The following is a 14391-nucleotide window of genomic DNA, read 5'->3' as shown; positions in this document are numbered from 1 at the left end:
TTGTTGCCTGTTGGTAACCTGAAATCCTGTGGGTATGGTCTAGGCCATAGAAAATAAATTACCTAATCATTACTTAGGGCCATACCGGCCAGAGGAAGGGGAAAGCAATGTCACATCTCGCAGAACTGGTTGCCAGTGCCAAGGCCGCCATCGAAGATGCCCAGGATGTTGCCGCGTTGGATTTAGTGCGCGTCGAATATTTAGGCAAGAAAGGCCATTTTACTTTGCAGATGCAGTCACTGCGTGAAGTACCAGCAGAAGATCGCCCTGCTGCTGGAGCCGTGATTAACCAGGCTAAGCAGGAAGTTCAGGAGGCAATGAACGCACGCAAGAATGCGTTGGAATCTGCCGTACTAAACGCACGTCTGGCCGCTGAGACGATTGATGTCTCGTTGCCGGGACGCCGCTTGGAGAATGGTGGCCTGCATCCGGTTACACGTACTATCGACCGCATCGAAACTTTCTTTGGGGAACTGGGTTTTTCGGTAGAAACAGGCCCGGAAATTGAAGATGACTACCATAACTTCGACGCCTTGAATATCCCAGGGCATCACCCGGCGCGTGCCGATCACGATACCTTCTGGTTTGACGCGACACGCCTGCTGCGTACACAGACTTCAGGGGTGCAGATCCGTACCATGAAGACCCAGCAGCCACCGATCCGTATCATTGCGCCGGGCCGCGTTTACCGTAATGACTACGATCAGACTCATACGCCAATGTTTCATCAGATGGAGGGGTTGATTGTCGATAAAGACATCAGCTTCACTAACCTGAAAGGTACGCTGCATGATTTCCTGAACAACTTCTTTGAAGAAGACTTGCAGGTTCGTTTCCGTCCATCCTATTTCCCATTCACTGAGCCTTCTGCCGAAGTGGACGTTATGGGCAAAAACGGTAAGTGGCTGGAAGTGTTGGGTTGCGGCATGGTGCACCCGAATGTATTGCGCAACGTGGGAATCGATCCAGAGGTTTATTCCGGCTTTGCATTCGGTATGGGTATGGAACGTCTGACAATGCTGCGTTATGGCGTGACCGATCTGCGCGCGTTCTTCGAAAACGATCTGCGTTTCCTCAAACAGTTTAAGTAAGGCGGGAATATCACATGAAATTCAGTGAACTCTGGTTGCGCGAATGGGTAAACCCGGCCATCAGCAGTGAAGCATTATCCGATCAGATCACCATGGCTGGCCTGGAAGTGGACGGTGTGGAACCTGTTGCTGGTGACTTTAATGGTGTGGTGGTAGGTCATGTAGTGGAGTGTGGACAACACCCGAATGCTGACAAGCTGCGTGTGACAAAAGTGGATGTCGGTGGTGAAAGATTGCTGGACATCGTTTGTGGCGCGCCGAACTGCCGCATTGGCTTGAAAGTTGCTGTTGCGACAGTGGGCGCAGTACTGCCAGGTGATTTTAAAATCAAAGCTGCCAAGCTGCGAGGTGAACCCTCTGAAGGTATGCTGTGTTCATTTTCCGAACTGGCAATTTCTGATGACCACAACGGTATTATCGAACTGCCAGAAGATGCGCCTATTGGTGCCGATATTCGTGCCTATTTAAAACTTGATGACAGCGCGATCGAAATCAGCGTCACGCCAAACCGTGCCGATTGTTTGGGCATTATTGGCGTTGCTCGAGATGTTGCTGTACTCAACCAGTTGCCACTCAGCGAACCTGATATGAGCCCGGTTGCAGCAACGGTCAGCGACACGTTGCCCATTCGTGTCGACGCTTCCAATGCATGTCCACGTTACCTTGGCCGTGTAGTGAAAGGCATTAACGTGAAGGCACCTTCGCCTTTGTGGATGCGTGAAAAGCTACGTCGTGGCGGTATCCGCTCCATTGATGCCGTTGTTGATGTTACCAACTACGTGTTGATGGAACTCGGCCAGCCTATGCATGCCTTCGACCTGAACCGTATTGAAGGCGGTATCGTAGTGCGCATGGCCAGCGAAGGGGAAACTCTGCGTCTGCTAGACGGCAGCGAAGCCAAATTGAATTCGGATACCCTAGTGATTGCCGATCATCAGAAGGCACTGGCTATGGGCGGTATTTTTGGCGGTGAGCATTCTGGTGTGAATGATGAAACACAAGATGTTTTGCTGGAATGCGCTTTCTTCAGTCCGTTATCTATCACTGGCCGAGCTCGCCGCCATGGGCTGCACACTGACGCATCCCACCGCTACGAGCGTGGTGTAGATCCCGCTCTGCAGCATAAGGCCATGGAGCGAGCTACACGCCTGCTGATCGACATTTGTGGCGGCCAGGCTGGGCCTGTTATTGACGTTACCGATGAAAGTGCACTGCCGAAGCGTGCAACGATTTCGTTGCGCCGCGAAAAGCTTGACCGCCTGATTGGTCATGTAGTACCGCATGCGCAAGTTAGCGATATTCTGCGCCGTCTGGGTTGCCAAGTGACTGAGCAAGGCGATAACTGGCTGGCGGTAGCGCCGAGCTGGCGTTTCGATATGGAAATTGAAGAAGATCTGGTGGAAGAGGTTGCACGCGTCTACGGCTACAACAATATTCCAGATGTTCCAGTACGCGCAGACCTGGTCATGACCCAGCACCGTGAAGCCGATCTGGAACTTAAGCGGGTGAAAACCATGCTAGTTGATCATGGTTTCCAGGAAGCGATTACCTACAGCTTTGTCGATCCAAAGGTACAGGCACTTTTGCATCCGGGTGAGGACGTTCTGATCCTGCCAAGCCCTATCTCGGTTGAGATGTCTGCTATGCGTCTGTCGCTGTGGACCGGCTTGTTGTCTGCAGTGGTCTATAACCAAAACCGTCAGCAGACTCGTGTGCGCCTGTTTGAAAGTGGTTTGCGCTTTGTCCCTGATACTGCGGCGAATCTGGGGATCCGTCAGGATGTCATGCTAGCGGGCGTAATTGCCGGGCATACACATGATGAGCATTGGGATCTGGCAAGAAAGCCCGTTGACTTCTATGATTTGAAAGGGGATCTAGAGTCTGTATTGGAGCTGACAGGCAGATTATCTGAAATTCAGTTCAAATCAGAAGCAAATCCGGCACTGCACCCGGGGCAAAGTGCTGGAATATATTTGCACGGTGAGCGTGTTGGTTTCATCGGTGTGGTTCACCCAGAACTTGAACGTAAACTTGATCTTAACGGCCGTACTGTAGTGTTTGAACTGGAGTGGAACAAGGTCGCAACCCGCGCTGTGCCTCAGGCGCGTGAGATTTCCCGCTTCCCTGCAAACCGTCGCGATATCGCTGTTGTGGTGGCTGAAAATGTGCCTGCAGAAGATATTTTGGCAGAGTGTAAGAAAGTTGGCGCAAATCAGGTAGTTGGCGTAAACTTGTTTGACGTGTACCGTGGCAAGGGCGTAGCGGAGGGTTACAAGAGCCTGGCTATCAGTCTGGTATTGCAGGATACCGCCCGTACACTGGAAGAAGAGGAGATAGCCGCTACCGTTTCAAGATGTGTAGAGGCTCTAAAACAGCGATTCCAAGCATCCTTGAGGGATTGAACCTATGGCGCTTACTAAAGCTGAAATGTCAGAACACCTGTTTGAAAAGCTTGGGCTTAGCAAACGGGACGCAAAAGACCTGGTTGAGCTGTTCTTTGAAGAGGTCCGTCGGGCTCTGGAGAATGGTGAACAGGTCAAATTGTCTGGTTTTGGCAATTTTGATCTGCGAGACAAGAACCAACGTCCGGGACGCAACCCGAAAACCGGTGAGGACATTCCGATTACGGCGCGCCGTGTGGTCACTTTCCGTCCGGGGCAGAAACTGAAGAGCCGGGTGGAGAACGCCAGCCCTAAAGAGTAAATTGTATAAAAACCAAAAAAAGCCGCATTGGCCTAGTGCTTGTCAGTAGAGCTTTGAAGACGGTCGCGACGTATCACGTTGCGGCCTCTTTTTTTACTTTTCGCAGCTAATATCCTAGCTGTCTCCAGTATTTATTGTGGTGGGGTGGAGCTATTTGCTGAAAATAGGCAATGCTCGTCGTGTTCAGTTCCTTTAATATCCGCCCTAGTGCTTTCCCTCACTGCGCTAACCCCCTAATATTTGTCCTAAGATATAGACTCTACCGGGGCAAAACAGAGGCCCTCAGGAAACCTGTGTACCATGCCTACCAGTCAGACGTTCACTCTATTACAAGAAAATCAGCGCCAGCGGGATAAACGGCATATCACAATACTGTCGGTTGGCGTCATAGTGGCGTTCATCTTCAGTTTAAGCGCAGGTGATGTCTGGCTCTGGCCTACGCAATGGCTAAGTGAATCTGCACAGTTGTTTGTCTGGCAATTACGCTTACCGCGTGCGTTAGCGGTGATGTTGGTAGGGGCAAGCCTGGCAGTTACTGGTGCGGCGATGCAGGCACTGTTTGAAAACCCTTTGGCTGAGCCGGGTTTGCTTGGAGTGGCAAATGGCGCGGGCGTTGCCTTGGTGTTAACCGTACTGTTAGGTCATAGCCTGTTACCTGTGGCTTGGATGAGTCTGAGTGCTATCGGCGGTGCGTTATTGATGACCGGCCTATTATTGAGTTTTGCCCGGCGTCGGTTGTTGAGCAATGCACGCCTGCTGCTGGTGGGTGTAGCATTGGGGATTGTATGCAGCGCAATCATGACGTGGGCAGTGTACTTCAGTTCCAGTCTCGATCTGCGGCAGTTAATGTACTGGATGATGGGCGGGTTTGGTGGGGTAGACTGGCGGCAAAAATGGTTGATGTTGATTCTTCTGCCCGTGCTGTTATGGCTATGTTTACAAGGTAATGCACTGAATTTGATGGCGCTAGGCGAAGTCCAGGCACGACAGTTAGGGCTTTCGCTACATTTATGGCGCAATTTACTGGTACTGGCTATTGGTTGGCTAGTGGGGACAAGTGTGGCATTGGCGGGTGTGATTGGTTTTATCGGGTTGGTTATTCCACACATACTGCGCCTGAGTGGCTTGACCAATCAACGTTTTCTACTGCCTGGCTGTGCCCTGGCTGGCGCGAGTGTTTTGCTGGTGGCAGATGTGGTGGCACGTGTCGCGCTAGTTGCAGCAGAATTACCTATTGGTGTAGTGACAGCGACGCTGGGTGCGCCATTGTTTATCTGGTTGCTCGCGCGGACAAAAAGCGTAAGGTAAGTGAGTTGCTGGTGTTAACTGGCAACACCTTATCTGTCACCTGCAAATAAAATAATAGGATGAAATCTGATGAGTAAATCAATTTATGCCATTCCGCTGAAAACCATTGAGGGCCAGCCCACCTCACTTGAAGCCTATGCAGGCAAGGTACTGCTGGTGGTGAATGTTGCATCAGAATGCGGCCTGACCAAGCAGTATGAGGGGCTGGAAAAACTCTATGAGACCTGGCATGAGCAAGGTTTTGAAGTGCTGGGTTTTCCATCCAATGAGTTTCTAGGCCAGGAGCCGGGAACCAATGAGGAAATACTGGCATTCTGCCGCAACACCTTTGGCGTCAAGTTCCCGATGTTCGCCAAAATTGAAGTAAATGGACCCAATCGCCACCCGCTCTATCAGGCGCTTATTGAGGAACAACCAAAGGCAATAGAACCCGCTGGCAGCGAGTTTTTTGAACGAATGAAAAGCAAAGGTCGTGCGCCGAAGCAAGTTGGCGATATCCTGTGGAACTTTGAGAAATTTCTGGTTGGCCGCGATGGTCAGGTGGTACAGCGTTTCTCTCCAGATATCACGCCAGAAGATCCTATCGTCTCAGAAGCGATCAGGCTGGCTCTAGCCAAGTAAAGTAAAGTAAAGTAAAGTAAAGGAATCAATAGAATCATGCTGCAACTCTGCCAGGTAGGGGTTGAAGGGCGTCTGGATCCTTTTTCAGGGCAGGTTGCTGCTGGTGTGCAGGTCCACCTTATTGGTCCCAATGGTGCGGGTAAGAGCACACTGTTGGCTAGAGTAGCGGGAATACTACCGGGTCTTGGCGAAATCCGTTTATCGGAGAGGCCGATGGGGGAATACTCAGGAGGAGAGCTAGCGCGGCGGCGGGCTTACCTCAGCCAGCAGCAGTCCCCTGTGTCTTTGATGCCAGTGTTTCAGTACCTGGCTTTGCACCGCCCGACACAGTGTGGGGAAGATGAGCTGGAAAATGTCATTATTTATCTGTCTCGGTGCCTGAAACTCACGAATAAATTGCCACGCATGCTGACCCAACTCTCCGGTGGGGAATGGCAGCGAGTGCGTTTAGCTGCCGTTTTGTTGCAGGTATGGCCGACGGTGAATCCGCAAAGCCAGCTGTTGCTGCTCGATGAACCAACAAATAGCCTCGATGTCGCACAGAAAGTAGCGCTTGACCACCTGCTACGAGAGTTTTGCCATAGCGGCCGGAGCGTATTGATGTGTGCTCACGATCTCAATCATACCTTGCAACAGGCCGATCAGGTTTGGTTATTACAGGCTGGTCGCTTGATCGCGCAAGGCTCTACGCTTGATGTAATGGAGCCGGAGTTGCTGTCCCGAGTATATGAAGTTGATTTTCATTTGCATTCGTTAGGTGGACAACAATGGGTTATGACCAAAAGTGCATGATTCAGACAAGGGCGCCATGCTAAGTGCGCAAATCGCGAATGAGCGAAAACTAAACGAGCGAAATATAAATAGCGCATAACGGCGTCACAATGGTTGGGTTTTCTGTGAAATAACCCTTTTTTGTTGAAAAAGGCCGTTGTCGTGCTACGCTATCATCGAAAAATTCAAAATAAATAGATATTTTTTTAAAGTGTAACAAATTGATTACACTACGGTTTTAGCTACAATTGCTGGCGATCTTTTTCAGGGCATATCCTGATGCTAATTCGTGAAATAAGCTTACCAACCTTAGTTGGTAGATAACCCACCGGTATGCTTTCTCTCAGGCGTTTAACATCTGTTAAACGTTTGGGTTTTACAGTGGCTGAAAATTCAAGACGTTTGGGGTCTTAATTATGGATCAATTCCTGCCTTTCTCGCGCCCGGCGATTGGTGATGAAGAAATTGCGGCGGTAGAAAAGGTGTTGCGTTCCGGTTGGATTACGACTGGGCCGCAAAATCAGCAGTTAGAAAGTGAGTTTTGTAAAACCTTCGGATGTAAACATGCTGTGGCCGTCTGCTCTGCGACTGCCGGTATGCATATCACCTTGATGGCATTGGGTATAGGCCCAGGAGATGAGGTGATAACCCCCTCCCAGACCTGGGTTTCCACTCTTAATATGATCGAATTGCTCGGTGCGACGCCGGTAATGATCGATGTCGATCGTGATACGTTGATGGTGAGTGCTGCTGATGTAGAAGCCGCAATCACCGCGCAAACCAAAGCTATCGTTCCTGTTCACTATGCTGGGGCACCATTGCCAATGGATGCGTTGCGTGATGTTGCTCAGCGCCATAACATCCCCCTAATCGAAGATGCTGCTCATGCGGTGGGCACTCGTTTTAACGGTGAGTGGGTCGGGGCTCGGGGCACAGCCATTTTCTCTTTCCACGCGATTAAGAACTTGACCTGTGCGGAGGGTGGGCTGATTGCTACCGATGATGATGCACTTGCCGATCGCGTCCGCTGCCTTAAGTTTCATGGTCTGGGTGTTGATGCCTTTGATCGCCAGTTGCAAGGGCGTAAACCGCAGGCTGAAGTCGTTGAGCCTGGCTATAAGTACAACCTTTCAGACATCCATGCCGCTATTGCTGTGGTTCAACTTGCGCGATTGCCGGAACTGAATGCCCGCCGTAAGGTGTTGGCAGAACGCTATCTAGCCGCTCTTAAAGATTCACCTTTCCAGCCTTTAGGTTTGCCGAGTTACCCGCACGATCATGCTTGGCACCTGTTTATGGTTCGTGTCGATAAGCAACGCTGCGGTATTGATCGTGACCAATTGATGGAACGTCTGAAAGAATTTGGTGTTGGTACTGGGTTGCACTTCCGCGCAGCTCATACGCAAAAATTTTATCGTGAACGCTACCCACAGCTTTCTCTGCCGAATACCGAATGGAATTCAGCAAGCCTGTGTACCCTGCCGCTATTCCCTGACATGACCGAAGCAGATGTTGATCGCGTGGTCAGTGCCTTATTTTCAGTTTTGGAGTCCTCAAGTGTCACGCGTTGAACCGATTAAGAAAGTCTCTGTGGTGATCCCTGTGTTCAACGAGCAGGAAAGTCTACCTGCACTGCTGGAACGCACTACAAATGCCTGTAAGCAACTCCTTCAACCTTATGAAATTATTCTGGTTGATGATGGTAGCAGTGATAATTCTGCTGAAATGCTGAGTGCCGCAGCGCAACAGCCTGGCAGCTGTATTATTGCCGTATTGCTTAACCGTAATTATGGACAACACTCTGCCATTATGGCGGGTTTCAATCAGGTGAGTGGAGATCTGGTAATCACACTGGATGCCGATCTGCAAAATCCACCAGAAGAGATCCCTCGCCTGGTCAGTGTGGCGGAAGAGGGGTATGACGTTGTAGGTACCGTGCGTGCCAATCGTCAGGATTCTTGGTTCCGCAAGACCGCCTCGCGGATGATCAATATGATGATCCAGCGTGCGACAGGCAAATCGATGGGCGATTACGGCTGCATGTTGCGAGCCTATCGCCGTCATATCGTTGATGCGATGCTGCACTGCCATGAGCGCAGTACCTTTATTCCGATTTTGGCCAATACTTTCGCTCGTCGTACCACGGAAATCAATGTGCGACACGCAGAGCGTGAATTTGGTGACTCCAAATACAGTCTGATGAGACTGATTAACTTGATGTATGACCTGATCACCTGCCTGACCACAACGCCACTGCGTTTGTTAAGTGTTGTTGGTAGTGCGATTGCGTTTTCAGGGTTTGTACTGGCGGTATTGTTGATTGCTTTGCGTTTGATTATGGGGCCTGAATGGGCTGCTGATGGTGTATTTACGCTGTTTGCAGTGCTGTTCACCTTTATTGGAGCGCAGTTTGTCGGTATGGGTTTGTTGGGGGAGTATATTGGCCGCATCTACAACGATGTCCGTGCTCGCCCACGTTATTTTGTTCAGAAAGTGGTCGGCGATAAGCAGACCCAAAACAATCAGGAAGAAGAATGATGAAAGCTATTGTATTTGCTTACCATGATATCGGTTGTGCAGGTTTGCAAGCACTGACCGAAGCGGGTTATGACGTGCAAGCCGTATTTACGCATACCGACGATCCTGGTGAAAACAACTTCTTCTCTTCCGTCGCCCGTCAGGGTGCTGAACTGAATCTGCCGGTATATGCCCCGGAGGATGTTAACCATCCCCTTTGGGTGGAGCGTATCCGCGAACTTCAGCCTGACATTATCTTCTCTTTCTATTACCGCAATATGCTGAGCGAAGAGATCCTGTCGCTGGCACCGAAGGGGGGTTTTAATCTGCATGGTTCACTGTTACCACGCTATCGTGGTCGTGCTCCGATCAATTGGGCTCTGCTCAACGGCGAAACTGAAACCGGTGCGACGCTGCACAAAATGGTAAAACGCCCGGATGCGGGCGACATCGTTGGTCAGCAGAGAGTGGCTATTGAAGACAATGACACCTCACTGACGCTGCACAAGAAAGTGTTAGACGCAGCGAAGGTGTTGCTTAAAGAACAATTGCCGAAACTGAAAAACGGCACGGCAACCTTCACCGCGCAAAATGAAGCGGATGCCAGCTATTTTGGCCGCCGTACTGCAGCAGATGGTGAGATCCAGTGGAGCAACTCTGCGCGTCAGATTAACAATCTGATCCGTGCTGTCACAGAACCTTATCCGGGCGCATTTAGCTACCTTGGGCAACGCAAACTGATCGTATGGCGTTCACGTGTTTTGGATACACAGCATGACAAACAGCCGGGCACCGTATTGAGTACTTCACCTCTGGTGATTGCTTGCGGTGAGGGTGCGCTGGAAATCGTGGCTGGTCAAAGCGAGTCTGGTCTGTACGTGCAGGGTAACCGTCTGGCGCTGGAAATGGGCATCGTTACCGATGTTCGTCTGACTCCAAAACCTAGTGCAGCTATGAAGCGCAGAACGCGTGTGCTGATCCTCGGCGTCAATGGTTTTATCGGTAACCACCTGACAGAACGTCTATTACGTGAAGATCGTTATGATATTTACGGTTTGGACATTGGTTCTGATGCTATCAGCCGTTTTCTTGACAACCCGCGTTTCCACTTTGTGGAAGGGGATATTAGTATTCATTCCGAGTGGATTGAGTATCACATCAAGAAATGTGACGTGGTTCTGCCGCTGGTGGCGATCGCAACACCGATCGAATACACCCGTAACCCACTGCGCGTATTTGAACTGGACTTCGAAGAAAACCTGAAAATCGTCCGCGACTGTGTGAAATACAACAAGCGCATCATCTTCCCGTCAACTTCAGAAGTTTACGGCATGTGTGACGATAAAGAGTTTGATGAGGATACCTCACGTCTTATCGTCGGGCCGATCAACAAGCAACGTTGGATTTACTCAGTCTCCAAGCAGTTATTGGATCGGGTTATTTGGGCTTACGGTGCGAAAGAAGGTCTGAAGTTCACGCTGTTCCGTCCGTTTAACTGGATGGGCCCGCGTTTGGATAACCTTGATGCTGCACGTATCGGCTCTTCTCGCGCAATCACCCAATTGATCCTCAATCTGGTTGAAGGTTCACCGATCAAACTGGTTGATGGTGGTGCACAAAAACGTTGCTTCACCGATATCAACGACGGCATTGAAGCACTGTATCGCATTATTGAAAACCGCGATGGTGTGTGTAATGGCCAGATCATCAATATTGGTAACCCGACCAATGAAGCAAGCATTCGTGAACTGGCTGAAATGCTGTTGGCGAGCTTCAATGAACACCCTCTGCGTAACAATTTCCCACCGTTCGCCGGCTTTAAAGATGTGGAAAGCAGCAGCTACTACGGTAAAGGTTATCAGGATGTAGAACACCGCACGCCAAGCATCAAAAATGCGCACCGCCTGCTGGATTGGCAGCCGACTATTGCCATGCAGCAAACCGTGGCCGACACGTTGGACTACTTCTTGCGTACCACTGTAAAGGAAGGTAGTGGTGAATGAAGAAAGTCGGTCTGCGAGTTGATGTAGATACCTTCAGCGGCACCCGTGAAGGTGTGCCGCGTTTGCTGGACCTGTTTGATAAATACGATATTCAGGCCAGCTTCTTCTTCAGCGTCGGGCCGGACAACATGGGGCGCCACTTGTGGCGCCTGCTTCGTCCTCAATTCCTGATGAAAATGCTGCGCTCAAACGCAGCATCTCTCTATGGCTGGGATATCCTGCTGGCTGGTACCGCCTGGCCAGGGCGTAATATTTCACGCGCTTTTGGCTCGTTGATGAAGCGCACCGTAGAGGCAGGCCATGAAGTCGGTTTACACGCCTGGGATCATCAAGGTTGGCAGGCGCGTGTAGCGCGCTGGTCTACTGAAGAGTTAACGCATCAGATCCAATTAGGGGTTGATGCACTGACTGCGAGCATCGGGCAGCCTGTCAAATCATCGGCAGTTGCCGGTTGGCGTGCCGACCAACGTGTCGTAGAAGTTAAACAAGAGTTTAATTTTGATTACAACAGCGATTGTCGTGGCACACATCCGTTTCGCCCATTATTGGATAATGGCCAGCCTGGGACGGTGCAGATCCCGGTAACACTGCCTACTTTTGATGAAGTGATTGGCAGTGAAGTCAGTATGGAAAACTTCAACGATTACATTCTGCAGGCCATCGAGAACGACCGTGGTGTACCGGTGTATACCATTCACACCGAGGTTGAGGGGATGTCTCAATCTGGCATGTTCGAACAACTGTTGCAGCGTGCACGGCAACAGGGCATTGAGTTCTGTCCGCTAAGCGCATTATTGCCACAAGATACGGCATCATTGCCGTTGGGCCGCATCACGCGATCGCCGTTTCCTGGCCGTGAAGGCTGGTTAGGTTGTCAAACCGAGGTAGAGGGAAAAGACGTTTAATGAAAGCGCTGAAAGGAACTTGGGCCATCGTATTGGCCATTTTTTTTGCTCTGGTATATCTGATCCCGCTTAATGAGCGCCAGCTATGGCAGCCGGATGAAACCCGTTATGCGGAAATTAGCCGCGAAATGTTGGCAAAAGGGGATTGGGTGGTACCCAATCTGCTTGGCCTGCGTTACTTCGAAAAACCTGTTGCCGGTTATTGGTTCAATAACATCAGCCAGTGGTTGTTTGGCGAAAATAACTTTTCCGTCCGCTTTGCTTCGGCATTCAGCACGGGGCTTACTGCGCTGTTAGTATTTGCATTGGCCTGGATGATGTGGAAGAACGCTCGCCGTGCCAGCTTGGCAGCGCTGATCTTTCTGTCGATGGTACTAGTGTTCAGCGTTGGTACTTATAGCGTGCTCGATCCGATGATCGCGCTTTGGCTAACGGCGGCGATGGTGAGTTATTACCTGACACTGAAAGCCACCACGGTCAAAGGGAAATTATGGGGATACGTGCTGCTCGGGCTTGCGTGCGGTATGGGATTCATGACTAAGGGATTCCTGGCGCTTGCGGTGCCGGTGATTTCAGTGATCCCGATTGTTATCCAGCAGCGGAAAGTGAAGGAACTATTCTGTTACGGGCCAGTAGCTGTGGTGGTTGCAGTGCTGTTGAGCCTGCCGTGGGCGTTGGCAGTGGCGCGCAGTGAGCCTGATTATTGGAACTATTTCTTCTGGGTTGAACACATTCAGCGCTTTGCTGAAGATAATGCTCAGCATAAGGCACCATTTTGGTATTACCTGCCGATATTGATCGCGGCGGTGCTACCTTGGACGGGGCTTTTACCGGGATCGCTGCTCAAAGGGTGGCGTGAGCGTACTCAACGTCCAGAACTGTTTTTCCTGCTGAGCTGGGTCATCATGCCATTGATTTTCTTCAGCATTGCTAAAGGCAAACTGCTGACCTACATCTTGCCCTGCATGGCACCACTGGCACTGTTGATGGCGGCCTATGCGGAAGACTGTGTAGCGCAGTTGCGGACTCGGGTATTCAAAGCCAATGCTCTGTTGAACGGCTTGTTTGGGCTGATTGGCATTATTGCATTGGTATTGATAGGCACTGGGGCATTGCCTAACGTGCAACTATTCTCTGCGGACGAATGGCCGAAAATTATTCTCGGCATAATCGCATTTGCAGGGTGGTTGTTGTTCGCCATTGTCTCTGTCCGCAACAATGCGCGGCGTTGGACCTGGGCTGCGGCTTGCCCGTTACTGCTCTGTTTGCTGATTGGCTATGCCATTCCACAGCAAGTGATTGATTCCAAAATGCCGCAGAACTTCATTCAAACTAACATGCCGGTTCTGAGTCAAAGCCATTATGTTCTAACCGACAGCGTGGGGATTGCTGCAGGTCTGGCTTGGGAGTTGAAGCGCAGTGATATTCTGATGTTCAGCGAGAAAGGTGAGATTGCCTACGGCCTCAGTTATCCTGATTCTCGCAGCCACTATATCAGCGATGAGGATTTTCCGCAGTGGTTGGAGCGGGCACGCAAACAAGGTGATGTGTCACTGGTGTTGCAACTTTCACGCGGTGAACTTGTGCCACAGAGTCTGCCAAAGCCAGATAGCATTTATAAGATGAATCGTCTGGTGCTGTTGTTATACAAGCAGCAACCCTGATGGCCTACTTATTGGTGATCATGGTCAGCCTGTTTACCTGCGCAGGGCAGTTATGCCAGAAGCAGGCTGCCCAAGTCTGGCAACAGACAGGCGAACGGCGGCTGGCGATAACGCTGCGTTGGCTGGCTCTGGCAGTGGTATCGTTAGGTTTGGGTATGGCGATCTGGCTTATTGTTTTACAACGCCTACCGTTGAGCTTGGCCTATCCGATGCTCAGTCTCAATTTTGTGCTGGTGACGCTGGCGGCAGGCTGGTTGTTCAATGAGCCAACGACGCTGCGCCACTGGTATGGTGTGGGCGCAATTATACTCGGGATCTTGCTGATGAGTGTTAATCCATGAAAGGTTACGCATGGGGTGCTGCCAGTGTTTTGTTGGTGACAATGGCACAGTTGCTGATGAAATGGGGAATGGTGCAGATCCCTCTGCTGTCATTTTCCGAGGTTTCGCTGCAACTGCTCAGTCACTATTGGCTAGCCTTACTGGCCGTCAGTGGGGGGATTTTTGGTTACGCGTTGTCAATGCTGTGCTGGTTCTTTGCCTTGCGCTATTTACCGCTGAACCGTGCTTACCCCTTGTTGAGCGTCAGCTATGCGCTGGTTTATCTGGCTGCAGTGATCCTGCCCTGGTTTAATGAATCGGCCACCTTACTAAAAACGTTGGGCACTCTGTGCATACTGTTTGGCGTTTGGTTGATCAATACCAATAGCGCAGCAAAATCCCATCAACAAGATTGATGCTATTATGTCTTTATAAAGATTATCTAGAAGATAAATTAACGCAAAGCATTCTCCTTACACCGTATCAGC

The 14391-nt window shown here is 50.6% G+C and carries 13 protein-coding genes; all 13 read left to right on the top strand.

Annotated features, from left to right (window positions below):
* Positions 1-107: 107 nt before the first annotated feature.
* The 13 genes from pheS (at position 108) to arnF (ending at position 14319) form a co-directional block, all read left to right on the top strand.
* Complete coding sequence (pheS, locus tag SAQUA_RS12525; RefSeq protein ID WP_380675358.1) at positions 108-1091, top strand: phenylalanine--tRNA ligase subunit alpha; 984 nt, start codon at positions 108-110, stop codon at positions 1089-1091.
* Positions 1092-1105: 14 nt separating this feature from the next.
* A complete protein-coding gene (pheT, locus tag SAQUA_RS12520; RefSeq protein WP_380675356.1) occupies positions 1106-3493 on the top strand; it encodes a phenylalanine--tRNA ligase subunit beta in 2388 nt (795 codons plus the stop codon).
* Positions 3494-3497: 4 nt separating this feature from the next.
* On the top strand, positions 3498-3794 hold the full coding sequence (gene ihfA, locus SAQUA_RS12515) for an integration host factor subunit alpha (protein ID WP_004943604.1): 297 nt from the start codon (positions 3498-3500) through the stop codon (positions 3792-3794).
* Between the two features lie 300 nt (positions 3795-4094).
* Positions 4095-5102, top strand: a complete 1008-nt coding sequence (gene btuC / locus SAQUA_RS12510; RefSeq protein WP_380675349.1) for a vitamin B12 ABC transporter permease BtuC — start codon at positions 4095-4097, stop codon at positions 5100-5102.
* 69 nt (positions 5103-5171) lie between these two features.
* Positions 5172-5723 carry a glutathione peroxidase gene (locus SAQUA_RS12505; protein WP_380675347.1) on the top strand — a complete coding sequence of 184 codons (552 nt, stop codon included), beginning with the start codon at positions 5172-5174 and terminating at the stop codon, positions 5721-5723.
* Positions 5724-5759: 36 nt separating this feature from the next.
* Positions 5760-6515, top strand: a complete 756-nt coding sequence (gene btuD / locus SAQUA_RS12500; protein ID WP_380675345.1) for a vitamin B12 ABC transporter ATP-binding protein BtuD — start codon at positions 5760-5762, stop codon at positions 6513-6515.
* A gap of 395 nt (positions 6516-6910) precedes the next feature.
* Complete coding sequence (arnB, locus tag SAQUA_RS12495; protein ID WP_380675343.1) at positions 6911-8065, top strand: UDP-4-amino-4-deoxy-L-arabinose aminotransferase; 1155 nt, start codon at positions 6911-6913, stop codon at positions 8063-8065.
* Positions 8052-9032 (top strand): undecaprenyl-phosphate 4-deoxy-4-formamido-L-arabinose transferase, encoded by a 981-nt coding sequence (arnC, locus tag SAQUA_RS12490; RefSeq protein ID WP_380675341.1) that lies wholly within the window; start codon positions 8052-8054, stop codon positions 9030-9032. The genes arnB and arnC overlap by 14 nt, the downstream gene beginning before the upstream one ends.
* Complete coding sequence (gene arnA / locus SAQUA_RS12485) at positions 9032-11014, top strand: bifunctional UDP-4-amino-4-deoxy-L-arabinose formyltransferase/UDP-glucuronic acid oxidase ArnA (protein WP_380676006.1); 1983 nt, start codon at positions 9032-9034, stop codon at positions 11012-11014. The genes arnC and arnA overlap by 1 nt, the downstream gene beginning before the upstream one ends.
* Positions 11011-11919, top strand: coding sequence for a 4-deoxy-4-formamido-L-arabinose-phosphoundecaprenol deformylase (gene arnD, locus SAQUA_RS12480; RefSeq protein WP_380675339.1), 909 nt, complete (start codon positions 11011-11013; stop codon positions 11917-11919). The genes arnA and arnD overlap by 4 nt, the downstream gene beginning before the upstream one ends.
* Entirely contained in the window at positions 11919-13583 is a 1665-nt protein-coding gene (gene arnT / locus SAQUA_RS12475; protein ID WP_380675337.1) for a lipid IV(A) 4-amino-4-deoxy-L-arabinosyltransferase, read from the top strand. The genes arnD and arnT overlap by 1 nt, the downstream gene beginning before the upstream one ends.
* Positions 13580-13924, top strand: a complete 345-nt coding sequence (gene arnE / locus SAQUA_RS12470) for a 4-amino-4-deoxy-L-arabinose-phosphoundecaprenol flippase subunit ArnE (RefSeq protein ID WP_380676004.1) — start codon at positions 13580-13582, stop codon at positions 13922-13924. Before arnT ends, arnE begins: the two co-directional genes overlap by 4 nt.
* Complete coding sequence (gene arnF, locus SAQUA_RS12465; protein ID WP_380675335.1) at positions 13921-14319, top strand: 4-amino-4-deoxy-L-arabinose-phosphoundecaprenol flippase subunit ArnF; 399 nt, start codon at positions 13921-13923, stop codon at positions 14317-14319. The genes arnE and arnF overlap by 4 nt, the downstream gene beginning before the upstream one ends.
* Positions 14320-14391: the final 72 nt, after the last annotated feature.

This window comes from Serratia aquatilis (genome assembly GCF_044865145.1).
Lineage (GTDB): Bacteria > Pseudomonadota > Gammaproteobacteria > Enterobacterales > Enterobacteriaceae > Chania > Chania aquatilis.
This window is presented reverse-complemented; position numbering and strand designations above follow the sequence as displayed.